Genomic DNA, 25,737 nt, shown 5'->3' on the forward strand with positions numbered 1-25,737 from the left:
AATCTTGGCGACTATCAGTCCGTACTCACAAGCACCCACACGAATTGCTTGATTCAATTTGTTAAAGAGCGTTTGGCTGAGAGCGTTTCGTCTCAACCGAGGCGCGCATTCTACGCTTTCCTCATTTCGTGTCAAGCGTTTATTTTGAAGTTTTTCGTTTCACTTCAAACACTTGACTCGCCGCGATCTCTCGTAGCGGGAGGCGAATCATACAGCGTTACAACCTGCTGTCAACTGCCTTTTTCACCGCTGCCGACCTGATGATCGAAGCACCTCCGATACTACCTGAAACATTCAACCTATTGATTAACAACAGTTTTTTCGTTTCGACTACGTCGGAAGTGGGGCGCATTGTAAGGGAATCTGAGAGGGCGTCAACCGTTAATTTCATTAAAGTGAAATATCGGGGGAAAACACCGCGTCAGGGCTGCCAGCTGCCCATCACAGCCCTAGCACCTATATAAGCAGCCAAAAAACAAAGCGGGGCGGCCTGTCGGCCGCCCCGCTTTCATCCCTGCGCCTTACAGGCTCGGGAACGCAAACTGCGAAGCCTCATGGCTGGCCCGCTGTGGCCAGCGCTGGGTGATCGCCTTGCGACGGGTATAGAAGCGCACACCGTCCGGACCATAGGCATGCAGGTCGCCGAACAGCGAACGCTTCCAGCCACCAAAGCTGTGGTACGCCACCGGCACCGGCAGCGGTACGTTGACACCCACCATGCCCACTTCGATCTCGTCGCAGAACAGCCGCGCCGCTTCACCGTCACGGGTGAAGATGCAGGTTCCGTTACCGTACTCGTGCTCGTTGATCAGCTGCATGGCCTGTTCCAGGCTGTTCACACGCACCACGCACAGCACCGGGCCGAAGATCTCTTCCTTATAAATACGCATCTCGGGGGTGACCTTGTCGAACAGGGTACCGCCAACGAAATAGCCATCCTCGTTACCGGCCACACGGTAGCCGCGACCATCGACCACCAGCTTGGCACCAGCGGCGACGCCGTCATCGATGTAGCCCACCACCTTGTCACGCGCGGCGGCGGTCACCAGCGGGCCCATGTCCAGGCCACAGGCAGTGCCGGCACCGATCTTCAGCGCCTTGATCTGCGGCTCCAGCTTGGCGATCAGCGCATCAGCCACCTGGTCGCCGACACACACCGCCACCGAAATGGCCATGCAGCGTTCGCCGCAGGAACCGTAGGCCGCGCCCATCAGCGCGCTGACGGCGTTGTCCAGGTCGGCGTCAGGCATCAGCACCGCATGGTTCTTCGCGCCGCCCAGGGCCTGGACGCGCTTGCCGCGCTTGGTGCCCTCGGCATAAATGTACTCAGCGATCGGGGTCGAACCAACGAAGCTCAGGGCCTTGACCTCCGGCGCCTCGATCAGCGCATCGACCGCTTCCTTGTCGCCATGCACGACGTTGAGGATGCCCTTCGGCAGGCCGGCTTCCAGCAGCAGCTGGGCGATATACAGGGTCGAGCTCGGATCGCGCTCGGACGGCTTGAGGATGAAGGCGTTGCCGCAGGCGATGGCCAGCGGGTACATCCACAGCGGCACCATGGCCGGGAAGTTGAACGGGGTGATGCCGGCCACGATGCCCAGCGGCGGGAAGTCGGACCAGGCATCGATGTTCGGGCCGACGTTGCGGCTGTACTCACCCTTGAGCAGCTCAGGGGCGGCGCAGGCGAACTCGACGTTCTCGATGCCACGCTTGAGCTCACCCGCCGCGTCTTCCAGGGTCTTGCCGTGCTCCTCGCTGATCATCTGCGAGATCTTCGCCTCGTTCTGCTCCAGCAGCTGCTTGAAGCGGAACATCACCTGGGCACGCTTGGCCGGCGGGGTGTTGCGCCAGGCCGGGAAGGCGGCCTTGGCCGAATCGATGGCCTGCTGGATGGTGGCGCGGCTGGCCAGTTCGACCTTGCGCACGGCCTGGCCGGTGGACGGGTTGAAGACATCGGCGGTGCGCTCGCCCTTGGTGACCAGCTCGCCGTGGATCAGGTGCTGAACAATGCTCATGCAGAACTCCAGATAAAGAAGGTAGAGACAGGCGCGTGGTACTCACGCGCCCGACGTCAAAATCAGAAAAGTCAGTCGACCTTGTTCAAGGCTTCGCCCACCGCGTCGAACAGGCGATCCAGTTCCTGCGGCTGGGTGTTGAAGGTTGGCCCGAACTGCAGGGTGTCGCCACCGAAGCGCACATAGAAGCCGGCTTGCCAGAGCTTCATGGCCGCCTCGTACGGACGGACGATGGCATCACCGTCGCGCGCGGCGATCTGGATGGCGCCGGCCAGGCCGTAGTTGCGGATGTCGACGACGTTCTTCGTCCCCTTGATGCCGTGCAGCAGCTTCTCGAAGTGTGGCGCCAGCTCGGCGGCGGACTGCACCAGGCTTTCCTTCTGCAGCAGGTCCAGCGCGGCGATACCGGCGGCGCAGGCGACCGGGTGTGCCGAGTAGGTATAGCCGTGGGGGAATTCCACGGCGTACTCGGGGGTCGGCTGGTTCATGAAAGTCTGATAGATCTCGCTGGTGGCGATCACCGCCCCCATCGGGATGGCGCCGTTGGTGACCTGCTTGGCGATGCACATCAGGTCCGGAGTGACGCCGAAGGCTTCGGCGCCGGTCATCGCGCCCATGCGGCCGAAACCGGTGATCACTTCGTCGAAGATCAGCAGGATGTTGTGCTGGCTGCAGATCTCGCGCAGGCGCTTGAGGTAGCCCTTCGGCGGCGGCAGCACACCGGCGGAACCGGCCAGCGGCTCGACGATCACTGCGGCGATGTTAGAGGCGTCATGCAGCTCGATCAGTTTGAGCATCTCGTCAGCCAGAGCGATGCCGCCCTCTTCCGGCATGCCCTTGCTGAACACGTTGGCCGGCAGCACGGTGTGAGGCAGGTGATCGACGTCCAGCAATTGACCAAACAGCTTGCGGTTGCCGTTGACCCCGCCCAGGCTGGTGCCGGCGATGTTCACGCCGTGGTAACCACGGGCACGGCCGATGATCTTGGTCTTGGTGGCCTGGCCCTTCAGGCGCCAGTAGGCGCGGACCATTTTCAACGCGGTGTCGGCGCACTCGGAGCCGGAGTTGGTGAAGAACACATGGTTCAGGTCGCCCGGCACCAGGTCGACGATCTTCTCGGCCAGCTGGAACGACAGCGGGTGGCCGAACTGGAAGGCCGGCGAATAATCGAGGGTGGCGACCTGACGGGCCACCGCCTCGCTGATCTCCTTGCGGGTATGCCCGGCACCGCAGGTCCACAGGCCCGAGAGGGCGTCGAACACCTTGCGGCCCTTGTCGTCGACCAGGTAGTTGCCTTCGGCCGCCACGATCAGGCGCGGGTCGCGCTGGAAGTTGCGGTTGGCGGTGTACGGCATCCAGTGGGCGTCCAGCTTGAGCTGGCTGGCCAGACCGACCTGGACGGTTTCGGGCATGTTCATCGGGCGATTCCTCGGAAGACGATTAGGCAACGATGGGTGTTGTTGCAGCTAAATTGTCACGGCGATAAAGTTCGAAAAACCCAGCATTTCTAATCTTCAGTCAGCGGATAACTAAACTAATGAGCCGACGTCCCGATCCCCTCGCCCAAGTCAGCGATTTCGACATCCGCCTGCTGAAAATCTACCGCAGCGTCGTCGAATGCGGCGGTTTCTCGGCGGCGGAGAACGTGCTGGGGATCGGCCGCTCGGCGATCAGCCAGCAGATGAACGACCTCGAGCAACGCCTGGGTCTGCGTCTGTGCCAACGGGGGCGCGCCGGGTTTTCGCTCACCGAGGAAGGCCGCGAGGTCTACCACTCGGCGTTGCAGTTGCTCAGCGCCCTGGAGACCTTTCGCACCGAGGTGAACGGCCTGCACCAGCACCTGCGCGGCGAACTGAACATCGGCCTCACCGACAACCTGGTGACTTTGCCGCACATGCGCATCACCCATGCCCTGGCCGAACTGAAGGACCGCGGCCCGGACGTGCGCATCCAGATCCGCATGATCGCGCCAAGCCAGGTCGAGCAGGGTGTGCTCGATGGCAGCCTGCATGTCGGCGTGGTGCCTCAGACCAGCCCACTGTCGGGGCTTGAGTACCAGCCGCTGTACAGCGAGCGCTCACTGCTCTACTGCGCGGTCGGCCATCCGCTGTTCTATGCCGATGACCAGCAGATCGACGACGACCGCCTCAATGACCAGGATGCGATCGCCCCAACTTTCCGCCTGCCGGCCGACATCCAGGCCCATTACCAGGCCTTGCGCTGCACCGCCAGTGCCTCGGACCGCGAAGGCATGGCCTTCCTCATCCTCACCGGACGTTACATCGGCTACCTGCCCGACCATTACGCGATGCTCTGGGTGCAGCAGGGGCGCCTGCGTGCGCTCAAACCCGCCCAGCGCTTCTATGACCTGAGCCTGAGCTGGGTGACGCGCAAGGGCCGTCGGCCGAACCTGGTGCTGGAAAGCTTCCTCGAGAGCCTGGCTGCGACACGTTGATACGTATCTCTACCGCTAATGCTTGTCACTTCGGCACAGGCAGGTAATCTGTCGGACATCTGTAACGACCCGCCCGGAATCGTCCATGACCCTAGAAGTCCCTGCGCATCGCTCCCCCGCCTCGGGAAAGCCCGCCGGCCGCATCCGCCAGAAGAACGAGCAGGCCATCATCCAGGCCGCCGAAGACGAATTCGCCCGCCACGGATACAAGGGCACGAGCATGAACACCATCGCGCTCAAGGCCGGGCTGCCCAAGGCCAACCTGCACTACTACTTCACCAACAAGCTGGGCCTGTACATCGCGGTGCTTAGCAACATCATCGAGCTGTGGGACAGCACCTTCAATGCCCTGAGCGTGGAAGACGACCCGGCCGTGGCGCTCAGCCACTACATCCGCACCAAGATGGAGTTTTCCCGACGCAACCCGCAGGCCTCGCGAATATTCGCCATGGAAGTGATCAGCGGCGGCGAATGCCTGAGCGAGTACTTCAGCGCCGACTACCGCGAATGGTTCCGCGGCCGTGCCGCGGTGTTCCAAGCCTGGATGGACGCCGGCAAGATGGACCGGGTCGACCCTGTGCACCTGATCTTCCTGCTCTGGGGCAGCACCCAGCACTACGCCGACTTCGCCACCCAGATCTGCCAGGTGACCGGCCGCAGCCGGCTGACCAAGCAGGACATGGAAGACGCCAGCAACAACCTTATCCACATCATTCTCAAAGGCTGCGGCATCAGCACGCCCGCCTGACCCGGACTTATGCCTTCTACCCTGCTCGAGCTCTGCGAGTTCCGCGAGGACATCCGCAAGAGCCGCTTCATCACCCTCGCCGGCCCGATCAGTAGCCCGGCCGAGGCCATGGCCTTCATCGAACGCCACAGCGACCTGGCGGCCACCCACAATTGCTGGGCCTGGAAGCTCGGCGGCCAATACCGCAGCAGCGACGACGGCGAGCCCGGCGGCACGGCCGGGCGCCCGATCCTTGCCGCCATCGAGGCCCAGGACTGTGACCAGGTGGTGGTTCTGGTGATCCGCTGGTACGGCGGCATCCAACTGGGCACCGGCGGCCTGGCCCGGGCCTACGGCGGCGGCGCCAACAAATGCCTGCAGCAGGCGCCCAAGCGCTTGCTGGTACAGCGCAGCGAGTTCGCCTGCAGCTGCACCTTCAGCGAACTGGCGCTGGTCAAGTTGCGCCTGGGCGAAGTCGACGGCCTGGTGCTGGACGAGCAGTTCACCGCCAACGGCGTCGACCTGCGCATCGCCCTGGGTGACAGCCACCTCGAGGTGCTGCAGCAGCAGCTCGCCGACCTGAGCCGCGGGCGCATCCTGCTGGAACGAGCCTGAGCGTTGCCCACAACTGCTGTGGGCCTGCCTGTGGATAAGCTTGGGGCACTCCGCTGCAGGCCTTGTTCCGCAAGGCCTGCAGCGTATTGAGCATATTTTGATCATATTTGTGTGACATTAACCCAAGTCACTGAAAGCGTGTGAGTTATCCCCAGTCAGCAGCGACTGCGTTCCCTGAAACGGGCATTTTCAGGCTGTCGCGCTTGCACACAATTACTGTGGAGCAGCCTGTGGATAACCCGTGAACCACCCTGTCAGACCCCATCTCCACAGGCCTTTCAGACCTTCGATCATTTTTTGACCAGCCGCGACAGGGCAGCCGACCTCTTCCTGGTTTATGCTCGTCACCCAGGCCCTCCCAGTGGAGGGCAACCGCCACGTTGCCGCGCGACAAGCGAACCTGTGCACAGCACCGCTCGCCGCGCCCTTGATATGGAGTATCGCTATGAACGCCAACAAGACCGCCCTCATCATCGGCGCCTCCCGAGGCCTCGGCCTGGGCTTGGTACAACGCCTGCGCGAAGATGGGTGGAACGTCGTCGCCACCGTGCGCGACCCGCAACAGCCGGGTGCGCTGGGCGAAGTCCCCGGGGTGCGCATCGAGCGCCTGGAGATGAACGACACGGCCCAGCTCGACGGGCTCAAGCAGCGCCTGCAAGACGAAGTATTCGACCTGCTGTTCGTCAACGCCGGGGTGATGGGCCCGCTGCCGCAGGACCTGGAAAGCGTGCAGGTACAGCAGGTCGGCGAGCTGTTCATGACCAACGCCGTGGCGCCGATCCGTGTGGCCCGTCGCCTGGCCGGCCAGGTGCGCGAAGGCAGCGGCGTGCTGGCGTTCATGAGCTCGATCCTGGGCAGTGTGGCCATCCCCGACGGTGGCGAAGTCTGCCTGTACAAGGCCAGCAAGGCCGCGCTCAACTCGATGATCAACAGCTTCGTGGTCGAGCTGCAGCGCCCCGACCTGGCCGTGCTGGCCATGCACCCGGGCTGGGTGAAGACCGACATGGGCGGCGAGAACGCCGAGATCGACGTGCTGACCAGCACCCGGGGCATGCTCGAGCAAGTCAAGGCCCAGAGCGGCAATGGCGGCCTGCGCTTCATCAACTACAAAGGTGAAGCGCTCATCTGGTAAACCCGGGCGTTGCGGCCTGGGTGGGCGCATTGCCCGGCCAGGCCCTGTAGAATGGCGGCCAACCGTACCTGATCGAGATTGCACACATGTATGAATGGCTGAACGCCTTGCCCAAGGCGGAACTGCACATGCACCTGGAGGGCTCGCTGGAGCCTGAACTGCTGTTCGCCCTGGCCGAACGCAACAAGATCGCGCTGCCCTGGGCGGACGTCGAGACCCTGCGCAGCGCCTATGCCTTCAACAACCTGCAGGAATTCCTCGACCTCTACTACCAGGGCGCGGATGTCCTGCGCACCGAGCAGGACTTCTACGACCTGACCTGGGCCTACCTGCAGCGCTGCAAGGCGCAGAACGTCATCCACACCGAGCCGTTCTTCGACCCGCAGACCCACACCGACCGGGGCATCCCGTTCGAGGTGGTGCTCGATGGCATCAACCGGGCCTTGAAGGATGGTCGCGAGCAGCTGGGCATCAGCAGCGGCCTGATTCTCAGCTTTCTGCGCCACCTGAGTGAAGACGAGGCACAGAAGACCCTGGACCAGGCCCTGCCCTTCCGCGATGCCTTCGTCGCCGTGGGCCTGGACAGCTCGGAAAAAGGCCATCCGCCGAGCAAGTTCCAGCGCGTCTTCGATCGCGCCCGCAGCGAAGGCTTCCTGACCGTGGCCCATGCCGGCGAGGAAGGCCCGCCCGAGTACATCTGGGAAGCCCTCGACTTGCTGAAGATCCAGCGGATCGATCACGGCGTGCGCGCCATCGAGGACGAGCGCCTGATGCAGCGCATCATCGACGAGCAGATCCCGCTGACCGTCTGCCCGCTGTCCAACACCAAGCTGTGCGTGTTCGAACACATGGGCCAGCACAACATCCTCGATATGCTCGAGCGTGGGGTGAAAGTTACGGTCAACTCCGATGATCCAGCCTACTTCGGTGGCTACGTCACCGAGAACTTCCACGCCCTGCATCAGCACCTGGGCATGACCCAGGACCAGGCACGCCGCCTGGCGCAGAACAGCCTGGATGCGCGACTGGTCCGCTAGCCGACCTGCCGGGCCGGGAGGCAGGCGATCGCGTTGATCTGCTGCTGGCCGAGCGGTGTGAGTTGCACCGCCCGGCTGCCCTCCTGCTCACGCACCCAACCCGACTGGGTGAACAAGCGGAGCAAGGCCTTGCCCAGGCAACCGCCCAGGTGCGGGCCCTGATCGTTCCATTTACTGCAGTGGCATATCACGCAGCCGCGCCGGTCACCGGCGGCCATCGCGTCAATGAATACCCCCAGAGCCTCCAGGTGCTCCTTGCCCTCCTGGCTCACCGACAGGTACTGCTCGCTGCCCTCCAGCCAACCGGCCACCTGCAGGCGGTGGAGCAGCGCGGCGGCCACTTCGCCGCCCAGGTGATCACCACACAGGCGTGCCTTGCGCATCGACAGGGGAATCTGCAGTGTCGTGCCCTGCTCCCCAGGTGAGCGCGTCGCCAGTTGCACGCTGGCCAAGGCTTCCACCGCAGTGCCGACCTCCGGCGTGGCCAGGCGAAAGAAGCGCTTGCGCCCACGCGCCTCGTGCCTGAGCAGCCCGGCACTGCACAACAGCGACAGGTGCGCACAGGCCGACGACGTGCTCAGCCCAGTGAGCACGGCAAGCTCGTCCGCCGCACGCGGGGTACCATCGATCAACGCCCACAACATGGCGCTGCGCTTGGGATCGGCCATCAGGTTGGCGACCTGACTGATGCTGCGGACTGCGTTCATGAACCTGAAGCTCCCTGATGAATCCCGCCTGCTGGCGAACGCCGCAGATGCCCTGCCTCCGGTGTGGGCAAGCGCGGGATGGTTCGTGTGCCGGATGGTGGTCGCCAGCCCAGGGAAACGCTCACCCTTCGCTGGCCGCCAGGGGGCAGTATAAGCCGCTGGAGGGCACTCGCCGTGAGGGAGGCATGCCCCAGATGGGTCGGTATACGCCTTCCCAAAATCGTTCTTAAAGATGCGTCTGTCAGAGTGGCTGACGACTGACTCTGCCCATCCCCCGTACTACCGTGGCTCTAGCGGGAACGCAGCTGACAGCAACGAACCAGGGGGTCGATATGTCCGACGGGAAGAGGGAAAATTTCCGCCCTGCAAAACAGAACGTCTCCCAGCGTCAGACCGTCATGACCGTCAGTCTGGGTACTGATCGCGGTCATGGCGCGAGCCGGGGGCAGCGCTACACTAGATCCGCTCCCGCTGACTTGAGGTGGATCGCGATGAAGATTGTCGTCAGTGCGTCGAACCGGAACCCCGCCTGCCCCTGGCAGGTCCAGCTCGACCAGCATGTGGTGAGTTTCCGCAGCGAGGCCGAGGCGCGATCGTTCGTCGCCCTGCTGGAGGCGCGTCTCAACGCGCCCCACCCGCTCACGCGGGCCGGCTGGCCTGCAGGCGCCGGGTCAGCATTGCGACACTGACCACCAGCGCGCCGCACAAGCTGATCACCAGCGCCATGGGCACCGCGCTGCCGTCGTGCAGCACTCCGACCAGCGCCGCCGCGCCTGCGGCGACGCTGAACTGCAGGCAGCCCATCAGGGCCGAGGCACTGCCAGCCCGCGTTCCTTGCCCGCTCATGGCGCAGGCCGAAGCGTTGGGGATGATGCAACCGAGGCTGGCGATACACACGAACAGCGGCACCAATAATGGCCAGAGCTGTGCCGGGCGCAACGCCGCCACCACCAGCAGCGCCAGCGCCGCCACCAGGTACAACCACACCGCTCGCGCCAGCAGGAATGCCGGACCGCGCTTGGCCAGCAGCCGCGCATTGACCTGGGCCATCAGGATGAAGCCGGCGGCGTTGGTGCCGAACAGCCAGCCGTAGTGCTCGGGCGGCACGCCGTAGAGCTTGATGAACACGAACGGCGAACCGGCGATGTAGGCGAACATCCCAGCGATGGCGATGCCGCCGGTCAGCGCATGTCCGACGAACACCCGGTCGCCGAACAGACTCAGGTACTGGCGCAGCGCGCCCGACAGCGGCTGGCGCGGTACATGGGCCGGCAGGCTCTCCGGCAGGCCCAGGCCGACGGCGAGCAGGCATGCCGCACTGAACAGGCCCAAGGCCAGGAAGATCGACTGCCAGCCTGCCACGTTGACCAGCACGCCACCGAGCATCGGCGCGAGGATCGGCGCCAGGCCCATCACCAGCATCAGTTGCGAAAACACCTTGGCCGAGGCCACCGCGTCACACTTGTCGCTGACGATCGCCCGCGACAGCACCATGCCGGCGCAGCCACCCAGGGCCTGGACGAAACGCGCCAGGATCAGGCTGTCGAGATTTGGGGCATAGGCGCAGGCCAGTGACGCCACGGTAAACAGGCCAACCCCGAACAGCAGCGGCAGACGCCGGCCGAAACGGTCGGCCACCGGCCCGTAAGCGAGCTGGCCCAGGGACAAGCCGAGGAAATAGGCGGCCAGGGTGGTCTGCACATGCTTTTCGTCGGTGCCGAAGGCATGCGCCATGGCCGGGAAGGCCGGCAGATAAAAGTCGATCGCCAGAGGCCCGAACGCACTGAGGGCGCCGAGAATCAGCAAGGTTCGAAGGTTCATGGAAAATCCATAGCAGGCTAAGCAAGTCCGCTAGTCTACCTGAAAACCTTTGTATTGATTTTGTAGGTGCACCACGGAAACCGTGCACCGTCAGTCAGATCGCGCGCCGCCTGCGCGGCGCGCGATCTCATCGGCGCCGCAAGACTATCGCCATGCACACCGCGGTAACTCAGGCCACCTCGGCCTGATACCCCTCTTCACGAATCGCCGCCAGGATCTGATCCGCCGCCAGGGCACTTTCCACCCGCACCTGGCGCGCCGCCAGGTCCACTTCCACGCGTGCCGCCGCATCCTGCTCCTGCACCGCCCGGGTCACGCCCTTCACACAATGGCCACAGGTCATGCCTTGTACATTGAACACTTGCATCGAGGTTGCCTCCTTGTGGGTTTTGCCCAGTCTCAGCCTTGCCATCGGGGCAAGGTCAAGTTCCGCAGAAAACGGCCGGGCTGGAAATCCGCGCGCGCCTCGGCCAAGCTGCGCCTTTGACGATTTTGGCAAGCAGGAGATTTTTCATGATCAGGGCAGCATTGGGCCTCGTCGGATTGCTGGGCGCGCTGGCCGTCGTGCCACCGGCCAGCGCCGAGGGCAATTCGGACTACAGCGTGCTGATCATTTCCCGGGAACGCCTGGAGGTGGCCACCAGCTGCGAGATCGGCATCTACCTCAACGACCAGCTGTCCGGCCGCCTGTTCCAGGAGCAGTCAACCTCATTCAACCTGCCGCCGGGCCCCGTCGATGTGCGCCTGCGCCTGTTGCCCGGGCAGGTTCCCGGCTGCGCGCCCGGCGTCGAGGACCAGCGCAGCACGCGCCTGACCTTGCAGGCGGGCCAGATCAACAAATACCGGATCGCCATGGGGCACAATGGCCTGGTGCTCAAGAGAGCCGGCCTGGGCTATTGACCTTGCCCGCATGGCAAGGTTGATGCTGGAGGCCTGTCCACGGAGGAGAGAGCCATGCCCGCATCCACCACCTTCGACCTGCCGATCGGTGGCATGACCTGCGCCAGCTGCGCAGGTCGGGTCGAACGCGCCCTGCGCAAGGTCACCGGTACCGAACACGTCAGCGTCAACCTCGCCACCGAGCAGGCCCGGGTCCAGGCCCCGGCCGACAGCCTGCCGGCGCTGGTCGACGCGGTGCGCGACGCCGGCTACAGCGTCCCCACCCGTACCCTCGAACTGCAGATCGGCGGCATGACCTGTGCCAGTTGCGCCGGCCGGGTCGAGCGCGCCCTCGGCAAACTGCCGGGGGTCGAGCAGGTCAGCGTCAACCTGGCCAACGAACGCGCCCACCTTGAAGTGCTTGAGGGCGTCGACGACGGCGCGCTGATCGCCGCGGTCGAGAAGGCCGGCTACAGCGCCACCCTGCCGCTGGCCAGCCACGATGACCAGGCACAGGCCCGACGCCGCCTGCGCAACGAACGCCTGGCGGTCGCCGCGGCCCTGCTGCTGGCCCTGCCGTTGGTGCTGCCGATGCTGGTGCAACCGTTCGGCCTGCACTGGATGCTGCCGGCCTGGGCGCAGTTCCTGCTGGCCACCCCGGTGCAGTTCATCCTTGGCGCACGCTTCTACGTCGCCGCCTGGAAGGCCGTGCGCGCAGGTGCCGGCAACATGGACCTGCTGGTCGCCCTGGGCACCAGCGCCGGCTACGGCCTGAGCCTGTACCAATGGGCCAACGCCCACGCCGGCATGACGCCGCACCTGTACTTCGAAGCCTCGGCGGTGGTGATCGCCCTGGTGCTGCTGGGCAAGTACCTGGAAAGCCGCGCCAAGCGCCAGACCGCCAGCGCCATCCGGGCACTGGAGGCCCTGCGCCCGGAACGCGCCGTGCGGGTGGTCGAGGGGCGCGAGGAAGACGTCGCCATCAGCCAGCTGCGCCTCGACGATGTGGTGCTGGTCAAGCCCGGCGAGCGCTTCCCGGTCGATGGCCAGGTGCTCGAAGGCAGCAGCCACGCCGACGAAGCCCTGATCAGCGGTGAAAGCCTGCCGGTGCCCAAGCAGCCCGGCGACGCGGTGACCGGCGGCGCCATCAACGGCGAAGGCCGCCTGCTGGTGAAGACCCTGGCGCTGGGCACCGAGACCGTGCTCGCCCGCATCATCCGCCTGGTCGAGGACGCCCAGGCGGCCAAGGCGCCGATCCAGAAGCTGGTCGACCGGGTCAGCCAGGTATTCGTCCCCGCCGTGCTGGTGCTGGCCCTGGTGACCTTGGTCGGCTGGTGGCTGGCCGGCGCACCGCTGGAAACCGCGCTGATCAACGCCGTCGCCGTGCTGGTGATCGCCTGCCCCTGCGCCTTGGGCCTGGCCACGCCCGCGGCGATCATGGCCGGCACCGGTGTCGCCGCCCGCCACGGCATCCTGATCAAGGACGCCGAAGCGCTGGAGCGCGCCCATGCGGTCAACCGCGTGGTATTCGACAAGACCGGCACCCTTACCTCCGGCAGTCCGCGCATCGTCCACCAGCAGGCCAGCAGCGGTGACGATAACCAACTGCTGCGCCTGGCCGGCGCCCTGCAGCGTGGCAGCGAGCACCCCTTGGCCAAGGCGGTGCTCGATGCCTGCGCCGAGCGCGATCTTGACGTACCGCAAGTGGCCGACAGCCAGTCCCTCACCGGCCGTGGCATCGCCGGCCAGGTGGAGGGCCGCGAGCTGGCCCTGGGAAACCGCCGCCTGCTCGACGAGAGCCGGCTGGTACCGGGCGAGCTGGCCGCCAGCGCCCAAGCCTGGGAGGCCGAGGGCCGCACCCTGTCCTGGCTGATCGAACTCGGCAGCCACCCCCGCGTGCTGGGCCTGTTCGCCTTCGGCGACAGTCTCAAACCCGGCGCCGGCCAGGCCATCGCCGCCTTGCATGCGCGCCACATCAGCAGCCACCTGCTGACCGGCGACAACCGCGGCAGCGCCAAGGTGGTGGCCGAGGCGCTCGGCATCGACGACGTGCACGCCGAAGTGCTGCCGGCGGACAAGGCCGCCACGGTGGCCGCGCTCAAGCAACAGGGCGTGGTGGCGATGGTCGGCGACGGCATCAACGACGCCCCGGCGCTGGCGGCCGCCGACATCGGCATCGCCATGGGCGGCGGCACCGACGTGGCCATGCAGGCGGCCGGCATCACCCTGATGCGCGGCGATCCGCGCCTGGTACCCGCGGCACTGGAGATCAGCCGCAAGACCTACGCGAAGATCCGCCAGAACCTGTTCTGGGCATTCATCTACAACCTGATCGGCATCCCCCTGGCCGCGCTGGGCTACCTCAATCCGGTGCTGGCCGGCGCCGCCATGGCGTTGTCCAGCGTCAGCGTGGTGAGCAATGCCCTGTGGCTGAAGACCTGGAAACCCACCGCCATCGACCAGGAGGCCCCATGAACATCGGCCAGGCCGCCCGCCGCAGCGGGCTGAGCGCCAAGATGATCCGCTACTACGAGTCCATCGGCCTGCTGCGCCCCGCCACGCGAAGCGAAAGCGGCTACCGGCTGTACCAGCAGGAGGACCTGCACAGCCTGGCGTTCATCAAGCGATCACGTGATCTGGGCTTTTCCCTGGAAGAAGTCGCCAAGCTGCTGACCCTGTGGCAGGACCGCCAGCGCGCCAGCGCCGACGTGAAGGCCCTGGCCATGCAGCATATCGAGGCGCTGAACAAGCGCATCGAGGAGTTGGTGAGCCTGCGCGACACCCTCGGCGAGCTGGTGGCCCACTGCCAGGGCGACGACCGGCCGGACTGTCCGATCCTCAAGGACCTGGCCAATGGCAGCGGGTGCTGTCACTGACCGAAACAGCAGCCGCTACTACAGGCGCAGTTCCCCTGGCGTGGCGCCGAACAGCTGGCGAAAGGCGGCGATGTAGGCCGAAGTCGAGTCATACCCGCAGCCCAGCGCGGCCTGGGTGACGCTCTCTCCGGCCTCCAGCAGCGCCAGCGACGACAGCAGGCGCATGCGCTGGCGCCAGTTGCGAAAGCTCAGCCCCGTCTCGCGCTGGAACAGGCGCATCAGGGTCTTTTCCGATACCCCGAGTTGCACCGCCCACTGCTGCAGGGTCTGGGGCCGGTCGGGGGCGGCGATCAAGCCGTTGCACAACGCCAGCAAGCCCGGGTGGCGCGGCAGCGGCAGCGAGAACCCCACCTGCGGCAGGGTGCGCAGCTGGTCCAGCAACACGGCCACCAACCGCGCCTCGGCACTGTCGCCTTCCGGGTAGTTCACCGCGAAGGTGCAGAACTGCTTGATCAGCTCCCGCGCCAGCGGCGTGACCTCCAGCACCCGGCATTCGCCCGGTGCCCAGGGACAGGCATCGCGGCGCACATACAGGCTACGCATCTCGGCCTGCATCGAGGTCAGCACTTCATGCTCGGTGCCGGCCGGGATCCACACGCCCCACTGCGGCGGGGCGAAGTAGCTGCCGTCACTGGTGTACACGCCAAGCACGCCGCTGGTGGCATAGGAAAATTGCACCCAGTCATGCTGGTGACGGGTGGTCCAGGACCCGGCGCCCAGGCTCTCGGCGCGGGCGTATAGCGGCCTAGGCAGCTGGTCCAGGGCGGGGATGGGACGTGGTCCGGTGATCGACATGCTAAGGCCTGGTGTCTCGGGTCGGACAAGGGTACCAGCCATCGCCGCCTAGCGTTCGACGATCGCCGTTACCCCCTGCCCACCCGCCGCGCAGATCGAGATCAGGCCACGCCCCTTGCCACGCTCGCCCAGCAGCTTGGCCATGTTCGCCAGTATCCGCCCTCCCGTCGCCGCGAACGGATGCCCGGCGGCCAGCGAGCTGCCCTTCACATTCAGCTTGGCGCGATCGATCGACCCCAACGGCCCTTCGAGCCCCAGGCGCGTGCGGCAGTAGTCGGCATCCTCCCAAGCCTTGAGGGTACAGAGCACCTGGGCGGCGAAGGCTTCGTGGATCTCGTAGAAGTCGAAATCCTGCAAGGTCAGGCCATTGCGCGCCAGCAGCCGCGGCACCGCGTACACCGGTGCCATCAGCAGACCCTCCTGACCATGGACGAAATCGACGGCCGCCGCCTCGCCGTCCACCAGGTAGGCCTGCACCTTCAGGCCCTGCGTCTCGGCCCAGGCCTCGCTGCCGAGCAACACCAGCGAGGCGCCATCGGTCAGCGGCGTGGAATTGCCCGGCGTGAGCGTGCCCAGGCCGCTGCGCTCGAACACCGGCTTGAGCTTGGCCAACTGCTCCAGGCTCAGGTCGGCGCGCAGGTTGTTATCCCGGGTCAGGCCAAGGTAGGGCGTGAGCAGGTCGTCGTGCCAGCCCTCGCGGTAGGACGCCGCCAGGTGCTGATGGCTGAGCAGGGCCAGTTCATCCTGCTCCTCGCGGCCGATCTGCCAGGTCTGCGCCATGCGTTCGCAGTGCTCGCCCATCGACAGCCCGGTGCGCGGCTCGCCATTACGCGGCAACTCGGGCTTGAGCAGGCCCGGGCGCAGTTTCAGGAAGGGCTTGAGACGTTCGCCGAGGGTCTTGCCGCGGTTGGCCTGCAGCAGGATCTGCCGCAGCCCTTCGCTCACGGCGATGGGCGCGTCCGAGGTGGTGTCGACGCCCCCGGCGATGCCGCTGTCGATCTGCCCCAGGGCGATCTTGTTGGCCACCAGCAACGCCGCTTCCAGGCCGGTGCCACAGGCCTGCTGGATGTCGTAGGCCGGCGTCTGCGGCGACAGCCTCGAGCCCAGCACGCACTCGCGGGTCAGGTTCATGTCACGCGAATGCTTGAGCACCGCGCCGGCCGCCACTTCGCCCAGACGCAGGCCGTGCAGGCGGTAACGCTCCACCAGGCCCTCGAGGGCCGCCGTGAGCATCGCCTGGTTGCTGGCCTTGGCGTAGGCGCCGTTGGAGCGGGCGAAGGGAATCCGGTTGCCCCCCAGGATCGCGACCCGGCGAATTGACTGCATGCCTGTATTCCTCCTGAAACAATTTGATCCTTAAGCCTAGGTTCTTTTCGCGCATTCGAACGACCCTGCCACAAACTTGGTCCACACTTGCATGCTTGCCTTCAGGGAGAACCGTACATGAGCGACCGCTATCTGGGCTTTGCCAACTCCACCCTCGGACGAAAACTGGTCGACGCCCTCGGCCTGCCCCGCCCGGTGCCACTGGAGCGCTGGCAGGCCGGGCGCCTGCGCCCCATCGAGGGCGCGCTGGTGCTGGGCGGCGGGCCGCTGGCAGCCCAGGTGGCGGCGATCGCTCCACGCCTGACCGCCGACTGCTACGGCTTCGCCAGCGACGCGCTCGAGGTCCCGGCCTGGGTCGCGGGCCTGGGGCCGAAGCTCAAGGCGGTGGTGTTCGATGCCAGTCACCTGTCCGACAGCGATGACCTCAAGCAGTTGCGCGAATTTTTCCAACCCCTGCTGCGCAGCCTGGCCTCCAGCGCCCACGTGGTGATCCTGGGGCGTACGCCAAAAGGCGTCGCCGATGCGCAGGCCAGCGTTGCCCAGCGGGCCCTGGAAGGCTTCAGCCGCTCGCTGGCCAAGGAACTGCGCAATGGCGCCACGGCCAACCTGCTGTATGTCGCCGAAGGCGCCGAAAGCCAGCTCGAGGGCGCGCTGCGCTTCTTCCTTTCGCCCAAGAGCGCGTTCGTTTCCGGCCAAGTCCTGCGCCTGACGCCCTGCGCCGCCCAGGTGCAGGACTGGACCCGGCCGCTGGCCGGCCGCCACGCCCTGGTCACTGGCGCCGCCCGGGGCATCGGCGCGGCGATTGCCGAAACCCTGGCCCGAGACGGCGCCGAGGTGACGCTGCTCGACGTGCCCCAGGCCCAGCGCGACCTCGACGCCCTCGCCGCGCGCCTGGGCGGTCGTGCCCTGGCGCTGGACATCTGCGCCGCCGATGCCGCCGCGCAACTGCTCGAAGCCCTGCCCCAGGGCCTGGATATCGTCGTGCACAACGCCGGCATCACCCGCGACAAGACCCTCGCCAACATGACCCCGGAGTACTGGGACGCAGTGCTGGCGGTCAACCTCAAGGCGCCCCAGGTGCTGACCGAGGCGCTGTTCGAAGGCGGCAAGCTGCACGCGGATGCGCGCATCACCCTGCTCGCCTCGGTCAGCGGCATCGCCGGCAACCGCGGCCAGTCCAACTACGCGGCCAGCAAGGCCGGGCTGATCGGCTTCGCCCAGGCCTGGGCGCCACGCCTGGCCGAACAGGGCGCCAGCATCAACGCGGTGGCGCCAGGCTTTATCGAAACGCACATGACCGCGGCCATGCCCATGGGCCTGCGCGAGGCCGGCCGACGCCTGAGTTCGCTGGGCCAGGGCGGCTTGCCGCAGGACGTCGCCGAAGCCATCGCCTGGCTCAGCCAGCCGGGCTCGGGCGCGGTCAATGGCCAGGCCCTGCGGGTCTGCGGCCAGGCCTTGATGGGAGCCTGACCATGACCCGATCCTGGCACGACCTGCACAGCCCCGAATCACGACCGAGCCTGTACCTGCGCGCCCTCGGCAAACGCAAGATCCGTGGCAGCCAGCTGCCGGAGCAGGGCCTGCGCTGCTTCCTGCGGGTCGACCCCGCCAACCTGGCGGCCTACCGCCGGCTCTGCCACTTCGCCGACGATGGCCGCCTGCCGGGCACCTACCCGCACGTCATGGCTTTCAGCCTGCAACTGCAACTGCTCACAGCCGAGGACTTTCCCTTCCCGTTGCTGGGGCTGGTGCACCTGCACAACAGCCTGCAGGTGCTGCGCCCCCTGGGCGGCATCGACGGGCTGCGCTTCGCGGTGTATGCCGACAACCTGCAGCCCCATGAAAAAGGCGGCACCTTCGACCTGGTGACCGAGGCCGAGGATGGCCTCGGCCTGCTCTGGCGCGAAACCAGCCGCATGCTGGTGCGCGGCCTCAAGCTCGACGCACCGGCCGCGGAACTCGCCGACACAACGTCCGCCACGTTGCCCGAAGCCACCCGCTGGTATGCCGACGGCGATATCGGCCGGCGCTACGCCAGGGTCTGCGGCGACTACAACCCGATCCACCTGAGCAGCCTCACGGCACGCCTGTTCGGCTTCCCCAGGGCCATCGCCCACGGCATGTGGAGCAAGGCCATGGCGCTGGCGGCCTTGCAGGGGCACCTGCCCAAGGCCGGATATGCCTTCGCGGTGGACTTCCACAAACCGGTGCGCCTGCCTTCGGAGGTGATATTGAGCGCCAGCCAGGCGGGGCCGAGCGGCGAGCTGCGCCTGGATGGCCACGGCGGCCTGCTGCATATGCTCGGCAGTTGGCGCACGCTCTGATCGGGCTTGCTTTGCAAGGCACCTCGCCGGAAGCTATGCGCCACGAGGAGACCCCGATGAACCTGCAAGAACTGACCGAACGCCTGCACCGCATCCGCGACACCAACGACTGGCGGGTGTTTCACAGCCCGAAGAACCTGGCCATGGCCGCCAGCGTCGAAATGGCCGAGTTGGTGGAGATCTTCCAGTGGCTGACCGAGGACGAGTCCCGCCGGCTGCCCGCCGACAAGCTCGCCCACGCCGGCCAGGAAGTCGGCGATATCGTCCTCTACCTGTTGCTGCTGTGCAGTGAGCTGGGACTGGACATGAACGAGGTGGTGCGGGCCAAGCTCGCCGACAGCGAGAGGCGCTTCGGCAAATGAACGACCGTCATTTCGATGAGCTGGCCAGCCGCTTCGCCGAGAAGATCTACGGCGGCGCCAAGGGCGCCATCCGCCTGGCGGTGCTCCAGGCCGACCTGGCCGAGGCCCTGCCCGACCGCCCCCTGCGGGTGCTCGATATCGGCGCGGGCCTCGGCCACATGGCCCTGTGGCTGGCCCAGCGCGGCCACCAGGTGACCCTTGCCGAACCCGCCGCGCCGATGCTCGACGGCGCCCGTGCGCGCTTCGCCGAGGCCGGCCAGCAGGCGACCTTCATCCAGGCGCCGTGGCAGGACCTGCTCGGCCAACTCACCGAACCCTACGACCTGGTGCTGTGCCACGCCGTGCTCGAATGGCTGGCCGAGCCCGAGAGCATCCTGCCGGTGCTGCACCAGCTGACCGCGCCGGGTGGCTGGCTGTCGCTGGCCTTCTACAACCGCGACGCGCTGGTCTACCGCAACCTGCTCAAGGGCCATTTCCGCAAGTTGCGGCACAATCGGCTGGCCGGCGAAAAGCAGAGCCTCACACCACAGAAACCACTTGATCCACGCCAGCTCAAGGCGCAACTTGAAGCTCTGTGGCAGGTCGAAAGCGAGAGCGGCGTACGGGTGTTCCACGACTACATGCCCAAGGAGTTCCAGGACAAGGCCGAGCTGCTCGACCTGCTGGAGATGGAACTGGCGCACCGCCGTCACCCCAGCTTCGCCGGCCTGGGCCGCTACCTGCACTGGATGTGCCGCCCCCACTGACCCGCTCGCCAGGAGGATCCATGCCGTATCGTCTGCTCTGCCTGGCCCTGCTCCCCCTCGCCCTGGCCGCCTGCCAGGGCAGCAACCCCTATGTCGCCAGCGGCAAGCCGCTGCCGCCGGCGCCGCCCCAGGCCGCCAGTACCTTCGATGCCAGCGCCTACCCCGCGCCGACACGCGACTACGGCCGTTACCGCAGCTGGAGCTGGCGCAACAACCAGCCACCCGGGGGCCTGGCCAACGCGACGCCGGGCCAGCTGGCCGACGCGGTGAGCGGTGCCCTCGACCAGCACGGCCTGCGCCCGGCACGCAATGCGCCCGCCGACCTGCTGGTGAGCGCCGACGTGCGTCTGGAGCGGCGCCTGCGCCAGGTGCGCGACTACGACTACGATCCCTACTACGGCCCCTACCCTTACGGCGGCGTCGGCTACGGCGGCTATCGCAACGGCTATGGCGGCTACGCAAGCGTGCCGATCGTGCGCACCTACGAAGTCGAGGTGATGGTGGTGCGCATCGACCTGTTCGATGCCCGCAACGGCCAGCCGGTGTGGAGCGCCAGCGCCGAAAGCGGCAGCGACAAGGACTCGCCGCGTGAGCGCGAAAGCGCCCTGCGCGAGTCAGTGAGCAAGGCGATGAGCGGCTATCCTCCCAGCTAACGTTCAACGGAGAACCACCATGTTGCGCCGTCTCGTTCTACTGTCCTTCGCCCTGCTGCTGGCCGCCTGCTCGAGCAACAACGTGCAGCACGATTTCGATGCCAGCCGCGACTTCGCCGCCTATCGCAGCTGGGCCTGGCAGGAACCGGGCCTGCAATATCGCCCGGACGATCCGCGGATCAAGAGCGACCTGACCGAGCAACGCATTCGCCAGGCGGTCTCCAACCAGCTCGACCAGCGCGGCCTGCGCCCGGTCCAGGGCAATGCCCGGGCGGATGTGAAGGTGCGCGCCTACCTGATCGTCGAGGACCGTCAGCAGCAGGTCACCACCAACTACGGCGGTGCCTGGGGTGGTTATTGGGGCGGTTACTGGGGCGGGCCGATGTACAACGAGACGCGCAGCGTCGACTACAAGGTGGCGACCATTCAGGTCGACCTGTTCGATGGCCGCGACGGCAAGCTGGTATGGCGCGGCAGCGCCGAGCAGATCATGAACAACTACCCGCCCAGCCCGCAGGAGCGCAATGCGGCGATCCAGAAGACCGTGACCCAGGTGCTGAGCAACTATCCGCCGCACTGAAGCCTGCGCGCCGCTCCCACAGAGATCGTGTGCAGCAGACAAGGCAACTTGCCATCACCTTGACTACACTCCTTGCACCGCCGCCGCGCTGCCGGGCCACAGGCCGGCAAAGGAGTGCCCGTGGTTCCCCGTTCCGCTGTGCGCCAACGCGGCGCGATCGGCCTGATGGCCGCGCTGACCATGGGCCTGGCCCTGGTGTTCATGCTCCTGACCGTTGACAGCGGCCGCCTCTACCTCGAACAACGCAAGCTGCAGCGCATCGCCGACATGGCCGCCCTGGAAGCCGCCGAGCACGGCGGCGTCTGCAGCGGCAGCGGCCCGCAGGCCTCCACCCTGGCCCGCACCGCGGCCACCCGCAACGGCCACTCGCCTCTCAACCCCCTGATTGCCAACTGCGGCTACCTGCGCACCGGCCTCGACAACCTGCGCACGTTCACCGCCGACAACGTGCGTCACGAGGCGATCAGGGTCGAGGTCAGCAACGTGGTGGTCACCAGCGTCGCTGGCGGGGTGTACGCGCTGGTCCAGGGTGGCGCCATCGCCCGCACCACCACCCTGCGTGCCAGCGCGGTGGCAGCCACCCCCGGGACGCCCCAGGCGCGGCTGAGCATCCGCACTACCCTGGCCACCGTCAACTCGACCCAGGGCTCGGTGCTCAACGCCCTGCTCAAGGCCCTGGGCGGCTCGGCGCAGCTCGATGTGCTGGGCTGGCAGGGCATCGCCAACACCCAGCTAAACCTGCTGAAGTACCTCGACCAACTGGCGGTGGACCTGCACCTGGATATCGGCGACTACCAGCAATTGCTCAACGCCGACACCAGCGCCACCGTCCTGCTGCAGGCCGCGGTCAAGGTGTTGCAGCAAAGCGGCGCCGCCGTCGACGTGATCACCAACCTGGGCAAGCTGGCGGCGGACCTGCCGGTGGGCGGCCTGCAACTGGGCGAGCTGCTCGACCTGCAGAACGGCACGGCCCAGGCTGGCCTGGACGCCAGCATCCAGCTGCTGCAACTGGTGCAAGGGGTGATCCAACTGGCGGCCAGCGAGAACGCCGTCAACGCCGACCTGCCGATCAATGTGCTCGGGCTGGTCAATGGCCGCGTGCAACTGCGGGTGATCGAGCCCCCGCAGATCTCGGCGGTGGGTGACCCGCGCACGGACGAGTTGCGCGTTCATACCGCCCAGATCCGCGCTTTGGTCTCCCTCGATTTGCCCCTGCTAAGCGGCATCGCCGGGCTGCTCAATGCGGTGCTGGACCTCGCGGCACCCTTGACCAACGTGCTCAACAACCTGCTCAGCCTGAACCTGCTGGGCACCGTGCAATCGTTGACCTGCGCCCTGGGCATTCCGTGCAAGGTCAGCGACATCAAGCTGCTGGACGGCCAGGTGCATATCGATATCGGCATCGAAGTCGCCGAAGGCAGCAGCCGCCTGCGCCCGGCACCGCCCGACAACTACACCTGTAGCCCGAAGAGCCTGACCACCCTCACCCAGCGCTCGGCGGCGAAAATCGCCATCGGCAGGTTCGATTCACCGGCGGACTTCCTCAGCAACGGCACCACCGTGGTAAAGGCCTTGCCAGTCATCGATATCGGCACCAATGTCTGCAGCCGCCTGCTGATCCTGCCGCCGTCCTGCGGCACGCGGGTGCCATACGCCGGCGGTGGCATCGGCCTGCGGGTGGACAGCAAGCTGCTGGGCAGTGGCCCAGTGGAAAAGCCCCTGCTGTTCAGCGGTGCCCATGCCCCGACCGAAATCGGCCAGGAACCGGCCTACCAACCCATGGACAGCGACCAGGCGCAGGTGGTGGCGAGTCTGTCCGACACCCTGGCGGGCATCCACCTGGAAGCCTACAAGCCCACCGGCAATGGCGGCCTTGGCCAGGTGCTGGTGCTCACCGCCGGACTGCTGGATGGGGTGAAGAACATCCTCGAGCCGGTCATCAAGAACCTGCTCAGCCCCCTGCTCGATCCCCTGGTCAACGGCTTGCTAAAGGTGCTGGGTATCGACCTGCTCGACGCCCAGGTCGGCACCAACCTCAGCTGCGCCAGCGGCCACGCTCAACTGGTGCTGTGAAGGGGCAGTTCGACCCGCAAGCACGCGCCCTCGACGCCGTTGTCCACGCTCAGGCGGCCGCCCATCTGGCTGACGATGCCATGGCTGACCGACAAGCCCAGCCCGGTGCCGACCCCGGCCGGCTTGGTGGTGAAGAAGGGTTCGAAGATCCGCTCGTGCAGCTGCGGATCGATCCCGCCGGCGTTGTCCTCCACCAGCAACCACAGGCACCCGCCATGCAGCGTCTGGCGTACCCGGATCCACGGCTGCGCCACCTGCTTTTCCAGCAAGGCGTCACGGGCATTGACCATCAGGTTGATCAGCACCTGTTCCAGCTGATCCTGATGCCCGAGCACCTGGGCCAAGGCCTCGGGCGGTTCCAGGCGCAGTGTCACGCCCTTGCCGCGCAGGCCTTCTTCAAGCAACGCCTGGGCGCCTTGCACCGCGGCCCAGGCGGCGAAGCGCTCGCGCTCGACCGCCGAGCGCCGGCCATACACCCGCATATGGTCGACCAGCCGGGCGGCGCGCTCGACCTGGGCCTCGATACGGCGCAGCTTGTCTTCCAGATAAACAGGATCGGCAGCGCCGTTCTCCAGACGCTTGAGGGTGTTGACCACCGCCATGCGCATGACGTTGAGCGGCTGGTTGATCTCGTGCAACAAACCGGTGGCCAGCTCGCCCAGGGTCGCCATCTTCGCGCCCTGCAGCAGTTGCTGCTGGCTGCGCCGCACTTCGGTGTTGTCGCGGCCCACGGCCTGGACCTCCAGCAGGTTGCCCTCGGCATCGAACAACCCACGGTCGGCCCAGACCCACCAGGCATGCTCGCGGCCGGGCAGTTGCAGGCAGATCTCCGCGCTGCTCACCGGCTGCTCCGGCGTCAGCGCCCGCAGGCGCAGGAGGAAGGCCTCGCGCTGGCCGGCGGACAACCATTGCCCGAGGTCCGCGCCCTGCAACTGCCCGGGCGTGCAGCCCAGGTAGTCGGCCAAGGGCCGATTGCCGAACAGCACGGTCAGGTCCGGGCGATAACGGCAGATCATCGCCGGCGAGTCTTCCACCAGCACGCGGTAGCGCTCCTCGCTCTGGCGCATGCGCTCGGCAGCTTCCGTGGCCTCGCTGACGTCCAGCCACAGGCCGACCACCTCCAGCGGCTGGCCGAGGTCGTCACGCAGCAGGCGGGCTTCGTCAAGCATCCAGTGATAGCCGCCAAGGTGATCGCGCAGGCGATAGCGGCAGCGTACCTGGCCATCGCGCAACAGACCGCGGGTGCGCTCCAGCCACAGCGGACGGTCGTCCGGATGCACCGCCAGGCCCGGCTGGCGCGCCTGCTCGCTATCGGCCGCCCAGCCGAGCAACGGCGCCAGGCTGGCGCTGTAGAAGTCGCTGTGCAGCGCGCCTTCGGCATAGCGCTGCACGTAGATCACCGCGGGCGAGCGGGCGATGAGGTTCTCCAGCCGCGCACGGGCCGCGCCGGCCTGCTGCTCCTGGGCCTTGAGGGCGCTGATATCGAGCAGGAAGCCGCGCAGTTGGCCGGCCTGGCCCTGGCCGGCCCAATGGAACCAGCGCGGCGGCGCCTGGGGATCGTGACCCGGCAGGCGCACGCTGAGGCTCAGCGCCTGCCCGTCACGGGCCTGGTCCAGGGCCAGTTGCGCCGGCTCGCGGTCCGCCGGGTGCAGGCGGGCGAGCCATTGGCCAAGGCTGACCCGATTCGCCAGCCCGAGGGTCGCGGCCAGGGCCGGGTCCAGCTGCAGCTCGCCGTGCGCCGGCCACTCCCACCATCCCGCGCCCAGTTGGCGCTGCAGGTCATCGAGGTGATGGGCCTGGTGCTGCAGTTGCTGGCGGCGATGGCGCACCAGCAGCGGCTCGGTCAAGGTCCGTACGAGCGCCAGGGCCATGTCGACCGCAGGCGCCTGCCGCGCCCCGGCGCACAGCACCCAGGCCTCGGCCTCCAGGCCCTGACGATAGGGCACCAGGAACAACGACGCAGCACCGCACAGGGCAAGCAGCTCGGGGTCGTCATCGACCTCGACCAGGGTATGGGCCGGCCAGCGGTCCAGGCGCTCACGCAGCCTGCGATCGTCGGGCCAGGGCCAGGTCTCGTCGCTGCTGGCGTAGTGGCGCCAGCCTCCTGGTTCGCGCAGCATCAGCCGCAACGCGGCCGCCTGCCAGTGCTCGGCCAGGCTGTGCAACTGTTCGCGGGCCGTCTGTAGCAGGCGCTCACTGCCACATTCGCGCAGGGCGTGGCCGATCTCGCCGAGCAAGGGGCGCTGGCGGTCCCAGCGCTGCTCGCGCAGCAGGTCACCGATGTCGAAAAGCTGCAGCATCCAGCCCTGTTCGTGGCGCTGCAGCCAGCCACGGGTGTGCAGCGCATGGCCCATGACGGTGTGAAAATCCAGGTCCAGGGGCTGGCCCTGCCAGTCGGCGGGCTGCCCTTCGAGCACCAGCCAGCTGTGACGTTCCAGATAATCGTGCACCCGCGCGCCCGCCTGAGCGGGAAGTGCCAGCAGGCTGCGCAGCGGACCGGCCAGACGCAATACCCGCGCCTGGTCGTCGAGCCACAGCTGCAGACCGATGGCCGGCGTCACCTCGGGCGTCTGGGCCGGTACCGGCGCGGCGAACCAGCGATCGAACAAGCCAC

General features: G+C 66.8%; 24 protein-coding genes. 16 read left to right on the forward strand and 8 right to left on the reverse strand.

The genetic code is table 11. From position 1 onward, the window contains the following. Window positions 1-521: 521 nt before the first annotated feature. Both CC207_RS02020 and CC207_RS02025 read right to left on the reverse strand, forming a co-directional pair. A complete protein-coding gene (locus CC207_RS02020) occupies window positions 522-2,015 on the reverse strand; it encodes a CoA-acylating methylmalonate-semialdehyde dehydrogenase (RefSeq protein WP_088851499.1) in 1,494 nt (497 codons plus the stop codon). Window positions 2,016-2,086: 71 nt separating this feature from the next. Then, a complete protein-coding gene (locus tag CC207_RS02025) occupies window positions 2,087-3,433 on the reverse strand; it encodes an aspartate aminotransferase family protein (protein ID WP_028691391.1) in 1,347 nt (448 codons plus the stop codon). 119 nt (window positions 3,434-3,552) lie between these two features. Here CC207_RS02025 and CC207_RS02030 point away from each other — a divergent pair, with 119 nt between their 5' ends. From CC207_RS02030 to CC207_RS02050, 5 genes are all read left to right on the forward strand, one after another. Further along, the gene (locus CC207_RS02030) at window positions 3,553-4,470 is read left to right on the forward strand and encodes a LysR family transcriptional regulator (RefSeq protein ID WP_028691390.1); all 918 of its coding nucleotides are present in this window, start codon (window positions 3,553-3,555) and stop codon (window positions 4,468-4,470) included. Between the two features lie 85 nt (window positions 4,471-4,555). Continuing rightward, window positions 4,556-5,218 carry a TetR/AcrR family transcriptional regulator gene (locus tag CC207_RS02035; protein ID WP_028691389.1) on the forward strand — a complete coding sequence of 221 codons (663 nt, stop codon included), beginning with the start codon at window positions 4,556-4,558 and terminating at the stop codon, window positions 5,216-5,218. Window positions 5,219-5,227: 9 nt separating this feature from the next. Beyond that, complete coding sequence (locus CC207_RS02040) at window positions 5,228-5,812, forward strand: YigZ family protein (protein WP_028691388.1); 585 nt, start codon at window positions 5,228-5,230, stop codon at window positions 5,810-5,812. Window positions 5,813-6,257: 445 nt separating this feature from the next. Further along, on the forward strand, window positions 6,258-6,944 hold the full coding sequence (locus CC207_RS02045; protein ID WP_028691387.1) for an SDR family oxidoreductase: 687 nt from the start codon (window positions 6,258-6,260) through the stop codon (window positions 6,942-6,944). A gap of 86 nt (window positions 6,945-7,030) precedes the next feature. Continuing rightward, window positions 7,031-7,981, forward strand: coding sequence for an adenosine deaminase (locus CC207_RS02050; RefSeq protein ID WP_028691386.1), 951 nt, complete (start codon window positions 7,031-7,033; stop codon window positions 7,979-7,981). On the opposite strand, the gene CC207_RS02055 is transcribed toward CC207_RS02050, so the two are convergent. Continuing rightward, a complete protein-coding gene (locus CC207_RS02055) occupies window positions 7,978-8,688 on the reverse strand; it encodes a helix-turn-helix transcriptional regulator (protein WP_062362044.1) in 711 nt (236 codons plus the stop codon). The genes CC207_RS02050 and CC207_RS02055 overlap by 4 nt on opposite strands. A 491-nt stretch (window positions 8,689-9,179) precedes the next feature. On the opposite strand from CC207_RS02055, the gene CC207_RS27345 reads away from it, so the two are divergent. Then, window positions 9,180-9,377 carry a hypothetical protein gene (locus CC207_RS27345; RefSeq protein WP_088851503.1) on the forward strand — a complete coding sequence of 66 codons (198 nt, stop codon included), beginning with the start codon at window positions 9,180-9,182 and terminating at the stop codon, window positions 9,375-9,377. Here CC207_RS27345 and CC207_RS02065 read toward each other — a convergent pair. Then, window positions 9,328-10,509: a multidrug effflux MFS transporter gene (locus CC207_RS02065; protein ID WP_028691384.1), complete on the reverse strand. Its 1,182-nt coding sequence runs from the start codon at window positions 10,507-10,509 to the stop codon at window positions 9,328-9,330. The genes CC207_RS27345 and CC207_RS02065 overlap by 50 nt on opposite strands. Before the next feature lie 169 nt (window positions 10,510-10,678). After that, on the reverse strand, window positions 10,679-10,876 hold the full coding sequence (locus tag CC207_RS02070) for a heavy-metal-associated domain-containing protein (protein WP_028691383.1): 198 nt from the start codon (window positions 10,874-10,876) through the stop codon (window positions 10,679-10,681). Window positions 10,877-11,022: 146 nt separating this feature from the next. Here CC207_RS02070 and CC207_RS02075 point away from each other — a divergent pair, with 146 nt between their 5' ends. From CC207_RS02075 to cueR, 3 genes are read left to right on the forward strand one after another with little or no spacing between them, the layout of a single operon-like run. Further along, window positions 11,023-11,409, forward strand: coding sequence for a hypothetical protein (locus CC207_RS02075; protein ID WP_028691382.1), 387 nt, complete (start codon window positions 11,023-11,025; stop codon window positions 11,407-11,409). Window positions 11,410-11,463: 54 nt separating this feature from the next. Further along, window positions 11,464-13,863, forward strand: coding sequence for a heavy metal translocating P-type ATPase (locus tag CC207_RS02080; RefSeq protein WP_028691381.1), 2,400 nt, complete (start codon window positions 11,464-11,466; stop codon window positions 13,861-13,863). Further along, window positions 13,860-14,264 carry a Cu(I)-responsive transcriptional regulator gene (cueR, locus tag CC207_RS02085; protein WP_028691380.1) on the forward strand — a complete coding sequence of 135 codons (405 nt, stop codon included), beginning with the start codon at window positions 13,860-13,862 and terminating at the stop codon, window positions 14,262-14,264. Before CC207_RS02080 ends, cueR begins: the two co-directional genes overlap by 4 nt. Window positions 14,265-14,282: 18 nt before the next feature. On the opposite strand, the gene CC207_RS02090 is transcribed toward cueR, so the two are convergent. Both CC207_RS02090 and CC207_RS02095 read right to left on the reverse strand, forming a co-directional pair. Continuing rightward, window positions 14,283-15,059, reverse strand: coding sequence for a helix-turn-helix transcriptional regulator (locus CC207_RS02090; RefSeq protein WP_088851500.1), 777 nt, complete (start codon window positions 15,057-15,059; stop codon window positions 14,283-14,285). 48 nt (window positions 15,060-15,107) lie between these two features. After that, a complete protein-coding gene (locus CC207_RS02095) occupies window positions 15,108-16,385 on the reverse strand; it encodes an acetyl-CoA C-acetyltransferase (protein WP_028691378.1) in 1,278 nt (425 codons plus the stop codon). 117 nt (window positions 16,386-16,502) lie between these two features. Here CC207_RS02095 and CC207_RS02100 point away from each other — a divergent pair, with 117 nt between their 5' ends. From CC207_RS02100 to CC207_RS02130, 7 genes are all read left to right on the forward strand, one after another. Continuing rightward, window positions 16,503-17,855: a 3-oxoacyl-ACP reductase gene (locus CC207_RS02100; RefSeq protein ID WP_088851501.1), complete on the forward strand. Its 1,353-nt coding sequence runs from the start codon at window positions 16,503-16,505 to the stop codon at window positions 17,853-17,855. A gap of 2 nt (window positions 17,856-17,857) precedes the next feature. Next, window positions 17,858-18,709 (forward strand): MaoC/PaaZ C-terminal domain-containing protein, encoded by an 852-nt coding sequence (locus tag CC207_RS02105; protein WP_088851502.1) that lies wholly within the window; start codon window positions 17,858-17,860, stop codon window positions 18,707-18,709. Between the two features lie 56 nt (window positions 18,710-18,765). After that, the gene (locus CC207_RS02110) at window positions 18,766-19,071 is read left to right on the forward strand and encodes a MazG-like family protein (protein ID WP_028691375.1); all 306 of its coding nucleotides are present in this window, start codon (window positions 18,766-18,768) and stop codon (window positions 19,069-19,071) included. Further along, entirely contained in the window at window positions 19,068-19,817 is a 750-nt protein-coding gene (locus CC207_RS02115; RefSeq protein WP_062362070.1) for a methyltransferase domain-containing protein, read from the forward strand. The genes CC207_RS02110 and CC207_RS02115 overlap by 4 nt, the downstream gene beginning before the upstream one ends. Before the next feature lie 20 nt (window positions 19,818-19,837). Continuing rightward, window positions 19,838-20,470, forward strand: a complete 633-nt coding sequence (locus CC207_RS02120) for a DUF4136 domain-containing protein (RefSeq protein ID WP_028691373.1) — start codon at window positions 19,838-19,840, stop codon at window positions 20,468-20,470. 19 nt (window positions 20,471-20,489) lie between these two features. After that, window positions 20,490-21,050 carry a DUF4136 domain-containing protein gene (locus CC207_RS02125; RefSeq protein WP_028691372.1) on the forward strand — a complete coding sequence of 187 codons (561 nt, stop codon included), beginning with the start codon at window positions 20,490-20,492 and terminating at the stop codon, window positions 21,048-21,050. Window positions 21,051-21,170: 120 nt separating this feature from the next. Further along, window positions 21,171-23,123, forward strand: coding sequence for a pilus assembly protein TadG-related protein (locus CC207_RS02130; RefSeq protein WP_036986202.1), 1,953 nt, complete (start codon window positions 21,171-21,173; stop codon window positions 23,121-23,123). Here the strand turns inward: CC207_RS02130 and CC207_RS02135 are convergent. Continuing rightward, complete coding sequence (locus CC207_RS02135; protein WP_256581975.1) at window positions 23,108-25,732, reverse strand: PAS domain-containing sensor histidine kinase; 2,625 nt, start codon at window positions 25,730-25,732, stop codon at window positions 23,108-23,110. The genes CC207_RS02130 and CC207_RS02135 overlap by 16 nt on opposite strands. Window positions 25,733-25,737: the final 5 nt, after the last annotated feature.

This window comes from Pseudomonas sp. DrBHI1 (genome assembly GCF_002205115.1).
Taxonomy (GTDB): Bacteria; Pseudomonadota; Gammaproteobacteria; order Pseudomonadales; family Pseudomonadaceae; genus Aquipseudomonas; species Aquipseudomonas mosselii.